A 19795-nucleotide genomic window follows, 5' to 3' on the forward strand; every position below is an offset into this window, starting at 1 on the left:
AGTTGCAGCACCAGTCAGCGCTTGGCCAGCTCCATGATCATCCGCGACAACAGATAAATCCGTGGCGTCACGCTCGCCACTTCGGCGTATTCCTCCGGCGTATGAATATTGCCGCCGACTATCCCGAAACCATCCAGCGTCGGCGTGCCCACGCCGGCTGACAGGCTGGCATCCGCCGCCCCACCACTGCCCTCCTCGGTCAACTTGCGGCCGATCTCGCCGTAAATCCCCTGGGCCATGGCCATCAAGCGATCCGACACCGCCGTCTGCGGCATCGGTGGCAACCCGCGCTTGAGGCTGGTGGTCACTTCAGTTTCCGGAATCAGCTTGTCCTGCGACACCCGCGCCAGGTCTTTCTCGATCCGGTCGAATTCTTCCGGCACGGCTGCGCGCACGTCAGCCTTGGCGGTCGCATGATCCGGGATCACGTTGGTGCGATCACCGGCCTGGAGCACAGTGAAGTTGATCGTGGTTTTCTTCGCCTCGTCGCCGAGTTTGCCCAACTGCAGAATCTGGTGCGCCGCTTCCATCGCCGCGTTACGCCCCAGTTCCGGTGCGACCCCGGCATGCGCCGCTTTGCCCTTGACCTCGACCAGCGCCGTCGCGCTGCCCTTGCGCCACACCACCAGACCATCGGCCGGCCGCCCCGGTTCGAGGTTGAGGGTTACGTCATGCGCCTTGGCGGTTTTCTTGATCAGGTCGGTGGCGACGTCCGAGCCGGTTTCTTCGCTGGCATCGAGCAGGAAGGTGATTTGCGCGTAGTCCTTGAAGTCGAGACTCTTCAGAATCTTCAACGCGTAGATCCCGGCGACGATGCCGCCCTTGTCGTCCATCACCCCCGGCCCGTAGGCACGCCCGTCCTTGATGTGGAACGGGCGCTCGGCGGCGGAGCCTTCCTTGAACACCGTGTCCATGTGCGCCATCAGGAGTATTTTCGCTTTACCGGTGCCTTTGAAGGTGGCCAGCACGTGATTGGATTTTTCCGGGGCATTGGGCACCAGCTCGATGGTGGCGCCGAGTTTTTTCAACTCGTCGATGGCGATCTCGCTGACTTGCTTGAGCCCAGGCTCATAGCCGGAACCGGAGTCGATATTGACCAGCCGTTCCAGCAGTTTCAGGGCTTCGGGTTGATACTGTTCGGCGTCGGCCAGCACTTGTTTGTGCGGTTCGGCGAAGGCGCCGGCAGCACTGAAGGCGAGTGACAGGCCGAGGCTGGCGGCCAGCAGCGAGCGGGGAAATGCGAACGTCATGAATCGATCCTTGTTTCGCGTCGGGGGGACTCAAACCGTACCTGACATCGACGCAAGGCTCTATACCGGATGCGACATCTCTGCGGCCGACACCGAACACTTGTAGGCCTTCGCCTGCTCGCGACAGCGGAGTGTCAGCCGACATCAATGCCGCTGACAGAACGCCTTCGCGAGCAAACCCGCTCCCACAGGGGACGGCGGTGATAGATCAGACCGAATCGAGCAGTTCCTGCTTCGGCAGATCGTCACTGTTGCAGATCACGCGATTGCGCCCGGTCGCCTTGGCCTCGTACAGCGCCTGATCGGCCTCATTGAGCCAACGGGTTGCGTCGCCATGGCCCGGATCGTACGCCGCCAGACCAATGCTCAGACTGACCTTGAGCGCCGGGTTCTGCTCGTAACCCAGGGTGGCAAAACGCTCGCGCAAGGCTTCCATGGCCTGCGCAGCATTGAACAGCGGCAGGTCGGGCAGGATCACGCAGAACTCGTCGCCGCCATAGCGCCCGGCGACGTCCGCCGCACGCAGGTTCTGCTTGAGCATTTTGCTCAACTGGCGCAACACGATGTCACCTGCCACGTGGCCATAGGTGTCGTTGATCGCCTTGAAATGGTCGATGTCGATCAACGCAATCGCCGCGCCTTGCTTCTGTCGGCGGCAACGCTGAAATTCGACTTCCAGTTGATCCTTCCAGGCGCCGTGATTGAGCAGCCCGGTTAGGCTGTCAGTGCGACTCAAAGCCAGCAGCTCACGTTTGTGCAGGCCCAGCGTGGAGGCCTGGCGAAAGCAGATCCAGCCCAGCGCCAACGGGTACAGCATCAGCAACGGCAGGCACGCATACAGCTGCAAGGGTGAGGTTTGCGGGATAAACGCCGGGGCGAAAACCACCAGGCCGACGCCGATCCCGAGGATCTGCGCCGCCAGGCCCGCCGCGAGAAAACGCAAACCGCCGATGGCGACATTATTCATCGCCATCATCGAAACGGTGGTGGCGCTGGGCAGCGGATTGAACTGCATGGCGGCGACCCAGAAGCCGCCCATAAAGGCGTCAACCAACAGATTGCGGTGTTCCGCATGGTAAGGAACGCTGGCACGTCGGGCCCATTGAAACGCCAAGTGCGGCCAGAGCAAGCCATTGAACAGCATCAACGCCCAGACCCACAGCGGCGGGTCGAGCGGGTACATCGCCGCGCTCACGCACAACAGCCCCAGCACCAGCCCGAGGGTTCGCGATGTATAAAGCCTCCTGGCCAATGAAAGTCCCTTTCCCCCCTTGTTTCGCATAAGGGCCTCGAGCACTCAACGGAACCTGCGAACACCGTCAGACGGATGTGCTGAAGTCTAACAGGCAGCCGTTAAATAGCCATCGCCGGCCAGCCCGCTCCCACAATGCAAATTTTTAGCTATACCTGAAAGGACGAAAACGGAAAAACGACTATAAGAAGGAGGCCCATGCAGACCTACCGAGTGTTGATCATCGGCAGCGGATTTGGCGGCCAATGTGCGGCGGTCAACTTGCTCAAGGCCGGGATCGACGATTTTCGCCTGCTGGAACGACGGGATTTCTTCGGCGGCACCTGGTGCCAGAACACCTACCCCGGCGCGGCAGTGGATGTGCCGTCGCCGCTCTACTCGCTGTCGTTTGCACCATTTCCCTGGACGCAGATGTTCGCAGCCCAGGCCGAATTGCATCGTTACACCGAACACGTCATCGAGCGCTTCGGTCTGCGCGAACGCGTGGAGCTGCAAACCAACGTCGAACGCATCGAATGGGACGACGCCGAAAAGCGCTGGGCGGTGCACACCAGCCAAGGGATTTTCTACGCGCAGTTCGTGATCAACGCCTCCGGGCCGTTGAGCCAACCGGTGATCCCACCCTTCCCCGGCCTGGATCGCTTTCAGGGCAAGACGTTTCATACAAACAATTGGGATCACAGCTACGACTACAAGGGTAAACGCGTGGCCATCGTCGGCAGCGGCGCCAGTGCCGCGCAGGTCATTCCGGCGATAGCCCTTGAGGTCGAGCAACTGCATGTGTTCCAGCGCACGCCACATTGGGTGCTGCCGCGCGCCGATCGCCGCTTCGGCCGTTTCCAGCGCTGGCTGCTGGGGGTGAAACCGGCCTACAAGCTGCTGCGCTGGCTGCTCTACTGGCAATTCGAAACCCGGGTCATCGCCTTCAAATATTCAAAACCGGCGATTCATTTGGTCCAGCGCCAGGCCCTGCGTTTTCTCAAGCAACAGGTGCCGGACCCGGTATTGCGCGCAAAACTCACCCCGGACTTCACCATCGGTTGCAAGCGCATCCTGCTCTCCAGCACCTATTATCCGGCGCTGACCCGGCCCAACGTCACACTGCACAGCCGCGAGCAAGGCATCGCCGCGCTCGACGAAACCGGCATCCTCACCCAGGACGGCCAACACATCGACGTCGACCTGATTGTCTGGTCCACCGGCTACGACGCCACCGACGGCGTGGTCTCCTATCCGGTGACCGGCAAGCACGGCGTGCAACTCAAGGATGTCTGGGCGCAGTACCCGCGCGCCTACCTGGGCACCAGCCTGCCGGACTTTCCCAATCTGTTTATCGTCACCGGCCCGAACACCGGCATCGGGCATACCTCGGCGCTGTTCATCATCGAAGCGCAGATGAACTACATCCTCGACTGCATCCACACCTTGCAGTCAAAAGGCCTGCACAGCATCGAAGTTCGCCCCGAGGCGGAACGTACCTACACTGCAATGATCCACCGTGAGATGGAACGCACGGTATGGAAGTCCGGTGGCTGTCACAGTTGGTATCAGAGCAAGAGCGGTCATGTGATCGCGATATTTCCGGGCTTCAGTTTCAGCTACTACCGGTTGACCCGGGCGCTGAAACCGGCTGACCACATTCTGTCCTGAACACGTAAAAGGAAGACGTCGATGCTTGTGCTGTTTGTCGCTCTCGCGGTTTTCGTGGCCTGGAGCTGGTTGAGTTACCCGGCGGTCGGGCATTGGCTGTATGACCTGAGCACGGCGCTCGAGGCCAAGTTGTACAAGTTGCACAAAATCGAGGTGCCGATTGCCGAAATGACGGTGTCGACCTGGCAAGGTGGCCCCTATGAGGCGGCCAGCGCGATCCTGATGCTGCACGGCTACAGCGCCGAGAAAAATCTGTGGCTGCGCTTCGCCAGGCACTTTGTCCGCCAGTACCGGGTGATCATCCCGGACCTCGCCGGCCACGGTGAAACCGGGTTCAAGGCCGGTGGCGGCTACGACATTCCGCTTCAGGCCAAGCGCATGATCCAACTGCTCGACGTCTGCGGCGTGGAGAAGGTCCACGTGATCGGCAACTCGATGGGTGGCTACATTGCAGCCTGGCTGGCGGCGACCTATCCCGAGCGGATCACCTCGGTGGCGCTGATCGACCCGGCCGGCGTCACCGCGCCGGAAGCCAGCGACATGGAGCGCCATCTGGCTCGTGGGCATAACCCGTTCCTGATCAATTCGAGGGAAGAGTTCCGGCAGTTTTATGCCATGACCATGGCCTCGCCACCGTGGGTGCCCGGGCTGGTACTGGACGCCATCGCCCAACGTTACCAACGCCAGCGTGACGAGCTGGAAGAGATCTTCCGCGACTTTCGTGCCAGCCCGCCGATGGAGCCGAAACTGGCCGAGATCAAATGCCCGGCGCTGCTGTTGTGGGGCCGCAAGGATCGCTTGATCGACGTCAGCAGCGTGCCGGTGTGGAGCAAGGGTATCGCCAATTTGCGGGTCGAAGTGTGGGACGGCGTCGGGCACATGCCGATGGTCGAACAGCCGGGGAATACCGCGCGGTTGTATCGGGAGTTTCTGGGCAATCAGCGATGACAGCCACCACAGTCCTTGTGGCGAGGGCGCTTGCTCCCGCTGGGGCGCGAAGCGGCCCTGATCCAGCGAAAGCAACTTGCCTGCCTCGACACGGCACCAATCTCAGGTCTGCTGCGCAGCCCAGCGGGAGCAAGCTCCCTCGCCACAAAAAACCGTCCCGGCGACAAAGATTCGGAAGGTCGGAATGAACATTCTCTACGACGAACGCCTCGATGGCCCGCTACCGGAGGTGAACAAGGCTGAACTGCTGAAAACCCTGCAGCACGCAATCCCGGACCTCGACCTTCTCTGGCGCGAAGACGAACTCAAGCCGTACGAGTGCGACGGCCTCTCGGCCTACCGCACCACGCCAATGCTGGTGGCCCTGCCCCGGCGACTCGATCAGGTGCAGGCCCTGCTCAAGCTCTGTCATCAACACAACGTGCCGGTGGTTGCCCGTGGCGCCGGCACCGGGTTGTCGGGCGGCGCGCTGCCGCTGGAAAAAGGCCTGCTGCTGGTGATGGCGCGGTTCAACAACATCCTGCACATCGACCCGGCAGCCCGCACCGCGCGGGTGCAACCCGGGGTGCGCAATCTGGCGATCTCCCAGGCAGCCGCGCCGTTCGGCCTGTATTACGCGCCGGACCCGTCTTCGCAGATTGCCTGCTCGATCGGCGGCAACGTCGCGGAAAACGCCGGTGGCGTGCATTGCCTCAAATACGGCCTGACCGTGCACAACCTGCTGAAAATCGAAGTGCTGACCATCGAAGGCGAACGCCTGACGCTGGGCAGCGACGCCCTCGATTCGCCGGGTTTCGATTTGCTGGCGCTGTTCACCGGATCCGAGGGCTTGCTGGGGATCATCACCGAAGTGACGGTCAAACTGCTGCCCAGACCGCAGGTCGCCAAAGTGCTGCTGGCCAGTTTCGACTCAGTGGAAAAGGCTGGCCGCGCCGTGGCTGACATCATCGCCGCGGGGATCATTCCCGGTGGCCTGGAGATGATGGACAACCTCGCCATCCGCGCCGCCGAAGACTTCATCCACGCCGGTTACCCGGTCGATGCCGAAGCCATCCTGTTGTGCGAACTCGATGGCGTCGAAGCCGATGTCCACGACGATTGCCTGCGGGTCCGCGAGGTCATGACCCGGGCCGGTGCCAGCGAAGTGCGTCAGGCCCGCGATGAAGCCGAGCGCGTGCGCTTCTGGGCCGGGCGCAAAAACGCTTTTCCGGCGATCGGTCGCTTGTCGCCGGACTACTACTGCATGGACGGCACCATCCCGCGCCGCGAGTTGCCCGGCGTGCTGCAAGGCATCGCCCGCCTCGGCGCCGAATACGGCTTACGCGTGGCCAACGTGTTCCATGCCGGCGACGGCAACATGCACCCATTGATCCTGTTCGACGCCAACCAACCGGGCGAATTGCATCGCGCTGAAGCGCTGGGCGGGAAGATTCTCGAACTGTGCGTGCAGGTCGGCGGCAGCATCACCGGCGAACACGGGGTCGGCCGCGAAAAAATCAATCAGATGTGCGCGCAATTCAACAGCGCTGAACTGACGCTATTCCACGCGGTAAAAGCCGCGTTCGACCCGCAAGGCCTGCTCAACCCCGGCAAGAACATCCCGACCCTGCATCGCTGCGCGGAATTCGGCGCCATGCACATTCATGCCGGGCACCTGCCATTCCCCGAACTGGAGCGCTTCTGATGGCTGATTTCGACGCCAGCGGCGCGCTGCTCGATCAGGTCAACGAGGCCCGGGCCAACGCCACGCCGTTGAAGATTCAGGGCGGCAACAGCAAGGCGTTTCTCGGCCGCGAGGTGGCCGGTGAAGTGCTCGACGTCCGCGCGCATCGCGGCATCGTGCGCTATGAACCGACGGAGCTGGTGGTCAGCGTGCGCGCCGGCACGCCGTTGCGCGAGTTGCTGGCGGCGCTCGACGCGGCCGGGCAGATGTTGCCCTGCGAGCCGCCGGCCTTCGGCGACAGCGCCACGGTGGGCGGGATGATCGCCAGCGGTTTGTCCGGGCCACGGCGGCCCTGGTCAGGTTCGGTGCGCGACTTCGTCCTCGGCACCCGAGTCATCACCGGCCTCGGCCAACACCTGCGTTTCGGTGGCGAAGTGATGAAAAACGTCGCCGGCTACGATCTCTCGCGCCTGTTGACCGGCAGTTTCGGCTGCCTTGGCGTGCTCACCGAAGTGTCGCTGAAAGTCCTGCCGAAACCGCGTCAATGCCTGAGCATCCGCCTAGACCTCGATTGCGCCCGGGCGCTGGCGCGGCTTGCCGAATGGGGCCAGCAACCGTTGCCGATCAGCGGCGCCTGTCATGACGGGCAAAGCCTGTATCTGCGCCTTGAGGGTGGCGAAGGCTCGGTAACCGCTGCGCATCAACGCCTCGGCGGCGAACCGCTGGACTCGGCTTTCTGGCGCGACTTGAACGAGCAACGCCTGGACTTTTTCGACGAAGGCCTGCCGCTGTGGCGCCTGTCACTGCCGAACAATCTCGGGCCGCAGGACTTGCCCGGCCAGCAGTTGATCGACTGGGCCGGTGCGCAACGCTGGCTGAAATCCGATCACGAGCACATCCAGATCCTCGCCCAGGAACTCGGCGGCCACGCCACCTGCTTCACTCATGGCGCCAGCGACACACCGTTTCAGCCGTTGCCACGCACGCTGATGCGTTATCACCAGCAACTCAAGGCGCAACTCGACCCGCAAGGGCTGTTCAACCCCGGCCGGATGTACGCGGAGTTCTAGCCATGCAAACCACACTCAGCGAACAGTCCCGACGCCTGCCGCGCGCCGCCGAGGCAGAAAAGATCCTCCGCACCTGCGTGCATTGCGGTTTTTGCAACGCGACCTGCCCGACCTACCAGTTGCTCGGCGATGAACTCGACGGGCCGCGCGGGCGCATCTATCTGATCAAGCAAGTGCTCGAAGGCGCCGCGGCCACCGCGCAGACTCAACTGCATCTGGATCGCTGCCTGTCCTGCCGCAATTGCGAAACCACCTGCCCTTCCGGCGTCGATTATCACAACCTGCTCGACATCGGCCGGGCAGTGGTCGACAAGGCCGTGCCGCGCCCTGCCGCCCAACGTCTGTTGCGCGAGGGCTTGCGCGCACTGGCGCCAAATCCCGGCGTGTTCAAGGGCTTGCTGCGGGTCGGCACGACGTTCCGGCCATTGCTGCCGCGCCTGTTCGAAAGCAAATTGCCGCAGCGCTCGTCAGCATCCGGCTCACGCCCTGCTCCGCGCCATGCGCGGCGGGTGTTGCTGCTCGAAGGTTGCGTGCAACCGGGCCTGTCGCCGAACACCAACGACGCGACAGCGCGGGTGCTCGATCGACTGGGGATCAGCGTCACCCCGGTGGCCGAGGCCGGTTGCTGTGGCGCACTGGACTATCACCTCGACGCCCAGGCCAAAGGCCTCGATCGCGCCCGGCAGAACATCGACGCGTGGTGGCCGCACCTGGAAAACGGTGCCGAAGCCATCGTGCAGACGGCCAGCGGTTGCGGCGCGTTCATCAAGGATTACGGGCATTTGCTGGCACAGGATCCGCGCTACGCCGACAAGGCGCGGCAGATCAGCGAACGGACACTGGATCTGGTGCAGATTCTCGCGCAGGAACCTCTGGAGAAAGTGTGCGCCGCCAGCCAACGCCGGATCGCCGTGCATTGCCCCTGCACTCTGCAACATGCGCTGAAACTCGGCGGCGCGGTGGAGGCACTGTTGACCCGGCTGGGTTTCAACCTCACGGCGGTGCCGGACGGGCATTTGTGCTGTGGTTCGGCCGGCACCTATTCGCTGACGCAACCGACCCTTGCCCGGCAACTGCGCGACAACCGCCTCAACGCCTTGGAGAGCGATCGCCCGGACTTGATCGTCACCTCCAACATCGGTTGCCAGAATCATCTGGCCGGCGCCGGGCGCACCCAGGTTTTGCACTGGATCGAACTGGTGGATCAGTCGTTGGCAGAATGAAGTTCGTAGGATTCTTCGTTTGCCGGCGTCGGCGAAGGCTGCGATCTTTTCCTCCATCCATTACGTGACCGTGGCAGGAATTTTTTTCATGACCTTGCAGCCTTTCGTCAGCCCCGACCTGATCCGCCAACGCTTCTCCAAAGCGATGTCCGACATGTACCGCGAAGAAGTGCCGCTGTACGGCGCGCTGATGGAACTGGTGGAACAGACCAATCGCGAAGTGCTGGCGGCTCAGCCGGACATCGCACGGCAGCTCGACAGCACCGGTGAAATCGAACGGCTGGACATGGAGCGCCACGGCGCCATCCGCGTCGGCACGGCTACAGAGCTGGCGACCCTCGCCCGCCTGTTCGCGGTGATGGGCATGCAACCGGTGGGTTATTACGACCTGACTCCGGCGGGTGTGCCGGTGCACTCCACGGCGTTTCGCGCGATGCATGAAGCGGCGCTGCAGATCAGTCCGTTTCGGGTGTTCACCTCGTTGCTGCGCCTGGAACTGATCGAGGATCCCGAGCTGCGCGCGTTTGCCGAATCGGTGCTGAACCAGCGTTCGATCTTTACCCCTACGGCATTGCGTCTGATCGAGCAGTCTGAGTCAACTGGTGGGCTGAATGAGGAGGACGCGGCGCAATTCGTCCTACAGGCACTGGAGACCTTTCGCTGGCATCACAGCGCAACCGTCACCGCCGCGCAGTACCAGACCCTCAGCGCCCAGCACCGTTTGATCGCCGACGTGGTGGCGTTCAAAGGCCCGCACATCAACCACCTGACCCCGCGCACCCTGGACATCGACATCGTCCAGGCGCAGATGCCGCTACATGGCATCACCCCGAAAGCAGTGATCGAAGGCCCGCCGCGCCGGCACTGCCCGATCCTCCTGCGCCAGACCAGTTTCAAGGCACTCGACGAGCCGATTGCCTTCACCGACCAGAGTGACACCCACGGCAGCCACAGCGCGCGCTTCGGCGAGATCGAACAACGCGGTGCGGCGCTGACTCCCAAGGGGCGAGCGCTGTATGACCGTTTGCTGAATGCCGCCCGCGATGAACTCGGCGACTTCCCCAATGAAGGCAACGCCGCACGTTACAAAGCGCTGATGACTCAGCACTTTGGCGAATTTCCTGACAGCGTCGACGGCATGCGTGAACAGGGACTGGCGTACTTTCGCTACTTCCCTACGGAAAGAGGCCTGGCAGCGGGTAGCCTTAAGTCGGCATCGCTGGAGGATTTGCTCCGCGATGGCCATGTGAAAGCTGAACCGTTGGTGTACGAAGATTTCCTGCCGGTGAGTGCGGCGGGGATTTTTCAGTCGAACCTTGGGGATGCCGCGCAGACACACTATGGCGAACACTCAAACCGTCAGGCATTCGAACAGGCCTTGGGCCGCGCGACCATTGATGAGCTGGGGTTGTACGCCGAGACGCAGCGACGGTCGATTGAGGAGTGCGCCCAGGTTTTGGGCTTGAAACTGTTCTGACTGTGGCGAGGGAGCTTGCTCCCGCTGGGCTGCGAAGCGGCCCTCGTTTTGGCAGCGCCGCGCACTCCAGCGGGAGCAAGCTCCCTCGCCACAGAATCAAATGTCGCTTCTAGCGCAACCGCGACAACAGCGCGAACGCCGTCTCCTCGGACGACGCCGGATTCTGCCCCGTCAGCAACAACCCGTCTTCACGGGTATAGCTCGACCAATCGGCGCCCTTGGAGAAAATCCCGCCCTTGGCCTTGAGCTCATCCTCCACCAGAAACGGCACCACGTTGGTCAGCCCTACCGCCTCCTCTTCGCTGTTGGTGAAACCGGTCACCTGCTTGCCCTTGACCAGCGGCTGACCGTCCGCACCTTTGACATGGCGCAGCACACCAGGCGCATGACACACCGCTGCAACTGGTTTGCCACTGTTGTAAAACGCTTCGATCAACGCAATCGAATGGCGGTCTTCAGCCAGATCCCACAGCGGGCCGTGGCCGCCGGGATAGAACACGGCATCGAAATCCGCAGCCTTCACCGTGTCCAGCTTGACCGTGGAGGACAGTGCCGACTGGGCGGCGGAGTCCTTGCGAAAGCGCTCGGTCGCGGCGGTCTGTGCGTCCGGTTCGTCACTCTTCGGGTCCAGCGGTGGCTGGCCACCCTTGGGCGAGGCCAGCGTCAGTTGCGCGCCGGCATCCTTTAACACGTAATACGGCGCGGCGAATTCTTCCAGCCAGAAGCCGGTTTTCTTGCCGGTATCACCCAATTGATCGTGGGACGTTAAAACCATCAGGATTTTCATGTCGTTCTCACTCGATGGGGGTAATGTGCAGACGCCTTCGGCGCGCTCGTGAGTGATTGACCGTCGCGCAGGGCGAATCGTTTCAAGCGCTCGACGCTGGCACGTGGCCTTACTGCGCAACTTCTTGCGCACTTGTCTGGCTCAAAAACCCTGGTCATCGCGCTGCAGGCCTTGAGGCACATGGCCCGCAGCCGAGTGCGCAACTTCTTGCGCAGTACTGCGCAAGAAGTTGCGCACTTTCCACTTCGATTCAGCAAAAAACATCGGTCATAACGCAGGCTGGAGCTGCTTCACCCCCGGCTGCCGGGACCTTCGATAAACCTGGCACGCTCCTTGATAACAGTCAGGCACCCACCGGGCGATTTCGCCTCCCGGGCACCCTAAATTTATCCGCAAGGAGAGCACCCCATGGCAACACCAGCGTACATGTCGGTTACCGGCGAAAAACAAGGCCTGATCACTGCCGGCGCCTTCACCGCCGACTCCGTTGGCAACACCTACCAGGAAGGCCACGAAGACCAGGTCATGGTTCAGGCTTTCAGCCACGACGTGATCATCCCGCGTGACCCACAGTCCGGTCAGCCAACCGGTCAGCGCGTTCACAAGCCAGTGATCATCACCAAGGTCTACGACAAGGCTTCGCCTCTGCTGCAAGCTGCTCTGACCTCCGGCGAGCGCATGAGCGAAATCGTTATCCAGTGGTACCGTACTTCTGCTCAAGGTACTCAAGAGCACTACTACACCACCAAACTGGAAGACGCGATCATCGTCGCCATCAACAACAAAATGCACAACTGCCAGGATCCAGGCAACTCGCACTTCACCCACCTGGAAGAAGTGCAGTTCACCTACCGCAAAATCACCTGGACCCACGAAGTATCCGGTACTTCGGGTTCCGATGACTGGCGTGCTCCAGTCGTTTAATTACGGCTGATCGTTACAAGCATCGACCAGCCCTGCTGGTCGATGTTGTTTACGCCCCTCCAGAATTTCGCGTGCGTTGAACCGCCTTGCGGTTGTCGACGAACGCCGCTGTACAGCACGAGGAACAAGGGATGTTCGCGCCGGCCAATGAAACCCACTTTGCCCTGACCATCGAAGGGCTCTCCGCCGATTTTCAGGTATTCACCCTGACCGGCCGGGAAGCCATCAGCCAGCCTTTTGTGTTCGAGGTGGAGCTGGTCAGTGAGCAGCCGTCGCTGGACCTCGAAACCCTGCTGCACAAACCGGCCTTTCTGCAGCTGTCGCCCGATGGCAGCGGCATCCACGGCCAGATCTACCGCGCCGCCCAGGGCGATTCCGGCAAGCGCCTGACGCGCTATTCGGTGACCCTGCGCCCGCAATTGTCGTACCTGGCACACCGCGTCAACCAACGGATCTTCCAGAACCTCACGGTGCCGAAAATCATCGGCATGGTTCTCGAAGAGCACGGCATCCAGAGCAACGCCTACGAATTCAAGACCGGTTCGATCTATCCCGAGCGCATCTACTGCGTGCAATACGATGAATCGGACCTGCATTTCATCCAGCGTCTGTGCGAGGAAGAAGGTATTCACTACCACTTCCAGCACAGCGCTACAGCGCACAAGCTCGTCTTCGGCGATGACCAGACGGTGTTCCCGAAACTCAAGCCTGTGGCCTACCAGCAAGACTCCGGCATGGTCGCCAGCAACCCGGTGATCAAGCGTTTCGACCTGCGCCTGGAAACCCGCACCAGCCGCACCACGCGCCGCGATTACGACTTCGAAAAACCGCGCCTGACGCTGGAAAGCGAAAACCGTGGCGACGCCCTGCCCGATCTCGAAGACTACGACTACCCGGGCCGCTTCATCGACCGCGAGCGCGGCAAGCACCTGGCCAAACGCGCCCTCGAACGTCACCGCAGCGACTTCCAGCTCGCCGAAGGCAAGAGCGATCAGCCGCTGCTGGTCAGCGGCCATTTCCTTGCCCTGACCGAACACCCGAAGGCCAAGTGGAACGACCTGTGGCTGCTCACCGAAGTCCTGCACGAAGGCAAACAGCCGCAAGTGCTCGAAGAGTCGGTGACCAGCGACACCACCGCACTCAAAGACGATTTCCATCAGGGCTATCGCAACCGCTTCCAGGCGACCCCGTGGGACGTGCCGAACCGTCCACCGCTGCGCCACCCGAAACCGTGCATCCTCGGCAGCCAGAGCGCCGTGGTCACCGGCCCCAAAGGCGAAGAGATCCACTGCGACCAGTACGGTCGGGTCAAAGTGCAATTCCACTGGGACCGCGAAGGCCAGGCTGACGACAAGACCAGTTGCTGGCTGCGCGTCTCCAGCGCCTGGGCCGGCGCCCAGTACGGCGGCATCGCCATCCCGCGTATCGGCATGGAAGTACTGGTCACCTTCCTTGAAGGCGACCCCGATCAACCGCTGATCAGCGGCTGCCTGTACCACAAGGAAAACACCGTCCCGTATGAGCTGCCGGCGAACAAGACCCGCAGCACCTTCAAGACCCTGAGTTCGATGGGTGGCGGTGGCTACAACGAACTGCGCATCGAAGACAAGAAAGGTCAGGAGCAGATCTTCCTCCACGCCCAGCGCGACTGGGACGAGAACATCGAGCACGACCAGAAGATCCGCGTCGGCAACGAACGCCACGACACCGTCGAGCAAAACAGCTACACCGAATTCAAAGCCGAAGAACACCACACCGTCTACGAAGACCGCAAAGTCGAAGCCCGCGCCAACGACCACCTGACCGTGGGTGTCAACCAGCACATCAAGATCGGCACCGGCCAGTTCATCGACGCCGGCCAGGAAATCCACCTGAGCAGCGGCATGAAAGTCGTGCTCGAAGCCGGCGCCGAGCTGACCCTGGTCGGCGGCGGCAGCTTCATCAAGATCGACGCCGGCGGCGTGACCATGAGCGGCCCGACGATCAACATCAACTCCGGCGGCAGCCCCGGCAGCGGCACTCCCGCCGCCCCGCTGATGCCCGGCGTGCTGAAACAGGCCGACGCCGACAAAGCCGGCCAAGTTCTGACCCCGGCCCAGATCAACACCCTCAAACGCAACGCGCCGTTCTGCGAAGAATGCGAAAAATGCAAGGCAGGTGCCTGTGCCATCTGATCGACTGACACCCAAGGACTGGCTGGCACAACAGCCGCTGCAGACTGGCGAGCGCCTGTACCTGATCATCAGTGCGGCGAGCGATGCCGACGCGCTGAAAACCCTGTACCTGACCGAACCCACCGCCCAGCTCCTGCCAATCTGGGGCGGCACGCCCTACTCCACCTGGCAACCAGTGATGCCCTACGTCACCGAACTCAAACCCAACTCGGCATTCCTGCCGTGGATCGCCGAAACCGACGCCCTCGACTGGGGCTGGCTGGCGGTCTCACGCGCCGAACCGAACGAGGTGTTCGAACACCTGCGCAGCCTGACCCAGGTGAAGATGCCGGACGGGACCGAGGTGTTTTTTCGCTTCTGGGATGGGCGGCATATCTACCCGATTCTGAAGGGGCTTGGGGAGAAGGCTGGGGAAGTAATGCCGATGTTTGAGCGGTATCTGATTAATGGGCAGACGCTGGAGGTTGGGACACGGGTGTTGCCGAAGGTGAAGGATTGGCCGTGGTGGGAGGTGCCGAAGGATTTGCTGGATGGCTTAGCCAAGGACAACCCGACGACACTGATCAGCAACCTTATGCAGTGGCTGGAAGAAGACCGCCCGGACATTTACAACGCTTGGCCTGAGAACAACCTGAAGCTGAAAGTCAGCCGTTTCGTGCGCCGCCCGGATGCGCCGAAAAACCTTAAAGAAGCACTGTTAAACCACCTGATTCTGGAGCAAGGCTGATGGATCGCGTTGCCTTTGTTGATAAACAACTCTCTACCTTCCCGGACAGTTTGAAGGACTACCGAGAACTGACTGAAAGCAAATATGCGGAATGGCTGGACAAGGGGCCTCAATTTCTCGATAGACCAGCATTTTTTGGGTTGAGCAGATCCATCAAGCTCGGGAGCGCGAACGCTACTGTCAGTGTGAAAGACGATGAGTTCGAATCCACGGTTGCACAGTGCCCCAAGGATGGCAGACTGCTGATCGAAAGTAAATTTGTCTCCGTCAACGACATTCCCGTTGGCAATATAACGGTCGAGGTCACTCCCAAAGAAGGCGGCACAGCAACTTCTATCACTCTCGATGCTGATGGAAAAGGTGTTTACAAGGGCGTACCAGGAAAAAAATACTTCGTTCGGGTACAAAGCTCAGTAACAAAAAATCAGCTAAATCAGCTATTTAGCTCCTACGACGGGTTCACCGCACAGTTAAAAGACTGGCTCGACTTAGAATGGAGAAAATACAGACCACTTTGGCCGAAGGAAACACTTGCCTCCCCCTACCTCGCCCAGATGAAGGGAACGCTCATTGGAAGTTGGGAGGCGATCAAGGCAGCATTTGACGGCATTAAGCGAATCTTTGAGATCCTGAAGGATCCGAAACAATTCGAAAAGGAATTGGGAGAAAGCGCGAGCGATTTGTTGAGACTAGCGAAAGAAACACCAGCGATGATGGAAAAGCTGATGTTGCTAGCCAGCGACCAAGCGGCACTTTTTCTTATTCTGAAGGCGTCAGGAATCTGGCTACTACAACTCCCTCCCAGCGTAATATCCGGAAAAACCGCAGAACAAATATCCAGCGCCATCGTAACTATTTTAATAGATATTCTTCTGGCGATCGTTCTCACGTTCGCTGCAGAGGGCTCAGGTATTGCCTACCTCGGCGTGCGCTTGGTTAACTACGGTGCAAGAGTTATCGAAGCTGTCTCTGGGTTTGTAAAATCCATATTCAGTATTGTTAAAAAGTTCATGGAAGCGATCGAGCACTACAAAAAACTCGCTACAAGGGCGATCGCTGGGACTTTTGAAAAGGGCAAGGTCAAACTTGGCTGGGACCGACAAGACCATGCAAAAGTTGGCAGTTCAGAGCATGTTGATGACAAATCAAAACAGTCAACCAACCACGACGATAAAAACGTCGCCTGCACCAGGGAAACTTGTGTTAACGGCTGCCCAGTATCGATGGTTACAGGGGAGGAACTGCTAACGCTTACTGACGGCCAGTTAAATGGACTGTTTCCATTCGAATGGACCCGCCTATATCGTACTAGCGCAGCAGAAGTAGACTGTGGACTAGGCTACGGGTGGAGTCACGCTCTTGCGCAGCGAGTCCAAGTGAATGACGACGGGATTGTCTGGACAGATCATGAAAATCGCATCACCAACTTTCCGCTTCCTAGCGAACAACGGTCAGCAATAACCAATAGCCTAGCAAAAGCGGCTATCTTTATTGGTGATGATCCATCTGAACTCATTCTGACCCAGGCAGGCGAGCGCCCGCTGTTCTATCACTTCAGGTACAACAGCGAAGGCGCAACACTTATTGCAATTACTGACCGGTATCGTAATCGGCTTCATATTACTCGCGATATTCATGGACGAATCAAACGTGTAGATAACGGTGCGGGACGAGCATTATTAATTCGCTATGATCGCAAGCATATTGTATCTGTCGATTATCAGCAGTTCATCCCTGCAGACAACCTGGAAGATGCTTGGGCCACCATTCAAACACTTGTCACTTATCGATACGACGAGCACAGTCGCCTCGTGGAAGCGAAAAACGCCGCGGGTGAAAGTGAGCTTTATTCCTATAACCACCAAAACGTAATTCTCGAAAGGCAACTAGCTGGTGGTGCGAGCTTCTTCTGGGAATGGGAGAACGAAGGAAAATCCTCTCGATGCATCCATCATTGGGCAAACTTTACACAGATGGATGCCCGCTATACTTGGGACGATAATGGAAGCGTCACTGTTACTAACGCTGATGGCAGTGAGGAAATCTACACTCATGACGATCACGCCAGACTCATCAGCAAAGTCGAACCGGGTGGAGCGGAACACAGCAACATCTACGACGAAAAGGGCCGTCTTGTTGCCGAAAAGAATCCATTAGGCGCAATCACGGAATACCAGTACAACGACGCGGGTCGATTGGAAGCAGTAATTCCGCCAGAGGACACACCTACACTTTACGACTACAAATTCGGCTTTGTGTCCGAAGTTCGTCGTGGCGATGCGATCTGGAAATATATACGAAACAAACAAGGTGATATCACTCAACAAATTGATCCCGACGGTAATTCAACGTATTACTCTTACGATGATCAAGGTCGTCTTTTAGAGATTCTAAACCAGGATGGCAGCCGCCATAGGTTAGGTTGGAACAACCTCGGCGAATTGCTTGAAGAGCAGTTACCGGATGGTGGGAAACGTAAATACCGTTACGATGCACTTGGGCGGCAAATCACTCGCCAAGATGAAACGGGCGCCATTACTCAATACCAATGGGATGCCGTTGACCGTCTGATTCAGGTGATCCTACCCGGTGGCGCCAGCCGTGCCTTCACCTATAACCCGTATGGTCGCGTCACCGCCGAGCGAGACGAACTTGGGCGCATTACCCAGTACGAATATGCTGACAACCTGCATCTTGTCAGTCGTCGCATCAATCCGGACGGCAGCCAACTGCGCTACCGCTACGACAATGCGGGACTGCTGCTTACCGAAATAGAGAACGAGCGCGGCGAGCAATATCACCTCGACTACTACGCCAACGGCCTGATCCAACAGGAAACCGGCTTCGACGGTCGTCGCACTGCCTACGAGTACGACCTCAACAGCCAGTTGGTCAAGAAAACCGAATTCGGCGATGACGGCAGCGAACTCGTTACCGAATACCAGCGCGATGCTTCTGGCCGCCTGTTGGTAAAAATCCTCGCCGATGGCGAAGAGATTCACTACAGCTACGACGGACTGGGTCGTCTGGTAAATGTCGACGACGGCAATTGGCCACTCGCCTACGAATACGATGTGCAAGATCGCCTGATCACTGAACACCAAGGCTGGGGCACCACACGTTACGAATATGACAGCGTCGGCCAACTGAACCACTGCCGCCTGCCCGATGGCAGCAAACTTGACTACCGTCACCTGCCCGGCGGACGTCTGAGCAGCATCGACCTCAATGGCTCTCGCCTGACCGCTCACCAGTTCAGCGCCGGACGCGAACAGCAACGCCAACAAGGTCTGCTGCTCAGCCAATACCAGTACGATGAGCAGGGTCGCTTGCAAGCCCACACAGTCGGCCAGCGAGACAAGAACCTGTTTCAGCGTCGATACAACTACGACGCCAACGGCAATCTCGCCGGTATCGATGACAGCCGCAAAGGCAAGCGCAGCTACCACTACGACCCGCTCGACCGACTCATCAGCGTGCGCGGCGCCACACCGGAAAGCTTCGCCCATGATCCGGCCGGTAACCTGCTGGGTCAAAACAACGAAGGCACAGCGAACCTGGCCAACGTCAAAGGCAACCGCCTGCTGATGCAGGGCGACCGCCATTACGACTACGATGCCTACGGCAACCTGATCCGCGAACGCCGTGGTGCCGGCCAGAAACTCGTCACCGAATACCGCTACGACTGCCAGCACCGCCTCATCGGCGTCAGCCTGCCGGGCGGCAGTACCGCATCCTACAAATACGACGCCTTTGGTCGCCGTATCGAAAAAACCGTCGACGGCCACACTACCGAGTTTCTGTGGCAAGGCGAACGATTGATCGCTGAAAGCGCGGAAAACCGCTACCGCAGCTACATTTACGAACCTGGCAGCTTCCGCCCTCTGGCAATGCTCGACGGCGAAGGTCCACGCAAAGCTACGCCGTTCTACTATCAGCTTGATCACCTCGGCACGCCGCAAGAACTCACAGATTACAGCGGCGAGATCATGTGGTCGGCGAAGTACCGCGCCTACGGTAATCTCGCCGCGCTGGACGTCAGCGAGATTGATAATCCGCTGCGCTTCCAAGGTCAGTACTTCGATGCCGAGACGGGGTTACATTACAACCGGCACCGCTACTACAATCCGGGTACTGGGCGTTTTTTGACGCCGGATCCGATCAAGCTCGCGGGTGGGTTGAACAACTATCAGTACGTGCCTAATCCTACGGGTTGGGTAGATCCGCTTGGTCTGAACACTTGTCCTGGCGGAGATAAATGCATCCCTGGCCAAGGCGCTGAGGCGCCTGAGGACAAAGCCAGAGTAAATCAAGGAGATGCGCAGGTTCCAACGGCGGCCGCATCTGTCAATTGGAAGGGATTTTCTTCTGGGAAGTTGCAACCTCATTATCAAAAGCATGTAATTGATCAAAAAGAATTCGGAAACATAAGCCAAACTGAATACTTAAAACAGGCGAAAGAATTCTCGAAAGAATCAGGAAGCTTTAACGAAACGAATGTCGGAAATTTTGTAATCAAACATGACCCAGCAACTGGAAGAATATTTGTTGGACACTTGAAATCCAGAGAAATTAGAACATTTTATAGAGATGATGGTAGAAGCGCCGACGCCTTCCAATCCGCCATTGAATTGGCTAAGGGTTTATAAA

General features: G+C 59.5%; 13 protein-coding genes. 10 read left to right on the forward strand and 3 right to left on the reverse strand.

Annotated elements, in window-relative coordinates:
* Nucleotides 1-14: 14 nt before the first annotated feature.
* Together M0814_RS03045 and M0814_RS03050 are read right to left on the reverse strand one after the other, a co-directional pair.
* Complete coding sequence (locus M0814_RS03045; RefSeq protein WP_103485091.1) at nt 15-1250, reverse strand: M20/M25/M40 family metallo-hydrolase; 1236 nt, start codon at nt 1248-1250, stop codon at nt 15-17.
* Between the two features lie 208 nt (nt 1251-1458).
* On the reverse strand, nt 1459-2532 hold the full coding sequence (locus M0814_RS03050) for a diguanylate cyclase (protein WP_103485090.1): 1074 nt from the start codon (nt 2530-2532) through the stop codon (nt 1459-1461).
* Between the two features lie 168 nt (nt 2533-2700).
* Between M0814_RS03050 and M0814_RS03055 the strand changes: the two genes are divergently transcribed.
* The 6 genes from M0814_RS03055 to M0814_RS03080 all read left to right on the forward strand — a co-directional run bounded on the left by M0814_RS03055 (nt 2701) and on the right by M0814_RS03080 (nt 10533).
* Nucleotides 2701-4152 carry an NAD(P)/FAD-dependent oxidoreductase gene (locus M0814_RS03055; RefSeq protein ID WP_103485089.1) on the forward strand — a complete coding sequence of 484 codons (1452 nt, stop codon included), beginning with the start codon at nt 2701-2703 and terminating at the stop codon, nt 4150-4152.
* 21 nt (nt 4153-4173) lie between these two features.
* Nucleotides 4174-5100, forward strand: a complete 927-nt coding sequence (locus tag M0814_RS03060; RefSeq protein WP_103485088.1) for an alpha/beta fold hydrolase — start codon at nt 4174-4176, stop codon at nt 5098-5100.
* A 184-nt stretch (nt 5101-5284) separates the two neighbouring features.
* Nucleotides 5285-6784, forward strand: a complete 1500-nt coding sequence (glcD, locus tag M0814_RS03065) for a glycolate oxidase subunit GlcD (RefSeq protein ID WP_103485087.1) — start codon at nt 5285-5287, stop codon at nt 6782-6784.
* Entirely contained in the window at nt 6784-7833 is a 1050-nt protein-coding gene (gene glcE / locus M0814_RS03070; RefSeq protein ID WP_103485086.1) for a glycolate oxidase subunit GlcE, read from the forward strand. Before glcD ends, glcE begins: the two co-directional genes overlap by 1 nt.
* Nucleotides 7834-7835: 2 nt before the next feature.
* Nucleotides 7836-9056, forward strand: coding sequence for a glycolate oxidase subunit GlcF (gene glcF / locus M0814_RS03075; protein WP_103485085.1), 1221 nt, complete (start codon nt 7836-7838; stop codon nt 9054-9056).
* A gap of 88 nt (nt 9057-9144) precedes the next feature.
* On the forward strand, nt 9145-10533 hold the full coding sequence (locus M0814_RS03080; protein ID WP_103485084.1) for a VOC family protein: 1389 nt from the start codon (nt 9145-9147) through the stop codon (nt 10531-10533).
* A 109-nt stretch (nt 10534-10642) separates the two neighbouring features.
* Here the strand turns inward: M0814_RS03080 and M0814_RS03085 are convergent, their stop codons facing one another.
* A complete protein-coding gene (locus tag M0814_RS03085; protein ID WP_103485083.1) occupies nt 10643-11320 on the reverse strand; it encodes a type 1 glutamine amidotransferase domain-containing protein in 678 nt (225 codons plus the stop codon).
* Nucleotides 11321-11728: 408 nt separating this feature from the next.
* Between M0814_RS03085 and M0814_RS03090 the strand changes: the two genes are divergently transcribed.
* The 4 genes from M0814_RS03090 (at nt 11729) to M0814_RS03105 (ending at nt 19794) form a co-directional block, all read left to right on the forward strand.
* Entirely contained in the window at nt 11729-12244 is a 516-nt protein-coding gene (locus tag M0814_RS03090; protein ID WP_003226246.1) for an Hcp family type VI secretion system effector, read from the forward strand.
* Nucleotides 12245-12375: 131 nt separating this feature from the next.
* Entirely contained in the window at nt 12376-14418 is a 2043-nt protein-coding gene (gene tssI / locus M0814_RS03095) for a type VI secretion system tip protein TssI/VgrG (protein ID WP_103485082.1), read from the forward strand.
* Nucleotides 14408-15145 carry a DUF4123 domain-containing protein gene (locus tag M0814_RS03100; RefSeq protein ID WP_103485081.1) on the forward strand — a complete coding sequence of 246 codons (738 nt, stop codon included), beginning with the start codon at nt 14408-14410 and terminating at the stop codon, nt 15143-15145. The genes tssI and M0814_RS03100 overlap by 11 nt, the downstream gene beginning before the upstream one ends.
* Nucleotides 15145-19794 (forward strand): RHS repeat-associated core domain-containing protein, encoded by a 4650-nt coding sequence (locus M0814_RS03105; protein WP_247868458.1) that lies wholly within the window; start codon nt 15145-15147, stop codon nt 19792-19794. The genes M0814_RS03100 and M0814_RS03105 overlap by 1 nt, the downstream gene beginning before the upstream one ends.
* Nucleotide 19795 lies beyond the last annotated feature (1 nt).

This window comes from Pseudomonas sp. MWU12-2020 (assembly GCF_023100605.1).
In the GTDB taxonomy this organism is placed as follows: domain Bacteria; phylum Pseudomonadota; class Gammaproteobacteria; order Pseudomonadales; family Pseudomonadaceae; genus Aquipseudomonas; species Aquipseudomonas fluorescens_H.

Excerpts from the sequence above, each read along its gene's own strand:
- M0814_RS03045 (WP_103485091.1), bottom strand. The coding sequence starts at position 1,250 with ATGACGTTCGCATTTCCCCGCTCGCTGCTGGCCGCCAGCCTCGGCCTG.
- M0814_RS03050 (WP_103485090.1), bottom strand. The coding sequence starts at position 2,532 with ATGCGAAACAAGGGGGGAAAGGGACTTTCATTGGCCAGGAGGCTTTAT.
- glcE (WP_103485086.1), top strand. The coding sequence starts at position 6,784 with ATGGCTGATTTCGACGCCAGCGGCGCGCTGCTCGATCAGGTCAACGAG.
- M0814_RS03060 (WP_103485088.1), top strand. The coding sequence starts at position 4,174 with ATGCTTGTGCTGTTTGTCGCTCTCGCGGTTTTCGTGGCCTGGAGCTGG.
- M0814_RS03085 (WP_103485083.1), bottom strand. The coding sequence starts at position 11,320 with ATGAAAATCCTGATGGTTTTAACGTCCCACGATCAATTGGGTGATACC.
- glcD (WP_103485087.1), top strand. The coding sequence starts at position 5,285 with ATGAACATTCTCTACGACGAACGCCTCGATGGCCCGCTACCGGAGGTG.
- M0814_RS03080 (WP_103485084.1), top strand. The coding sequence starts at position 9,145 with ATGACCTTGCAGCCTTTCGTCAGCCCCGACCTGATCCGCCAACGCTTC.
- tssI (WP_103485082.1), top strand. The coding sequence starts at position 12,376 with ATGTTCGCGCCGGCCAATGAAACCCACTTTGCCCTGACCATCGAAGGG.
- M0814_RS03105 (WP_247868458.1), top strand. The coding sequence starts at position 15,145 with ATGGATCGCGTTGCCTTTGTTGATAAACAACTCTCTACCTTCCCGGAC.
- M0814_RS03090 (WP_003226246.1), top strand. The coding sequence starts at position 11,729 with ATGGCAACACCAGCGTACATGTCGGTTACCGGCGAAAAACAAGGCCTG.
- glcF (WP_103485085.1), top strand. The coding sequence starts at position 7,836 with ATGCAAACCACACTCAGCGAACAGTCCCGACGCCTGCCGCGCGCCGCC.
- M0814_RS03055 (WP_103485089.1), top strand. The coding sequence starts at position 2,701 with ATGCAGACCTACCGAGTGTTGATCATCGGCAGCGGATTTGGCGGCCAA.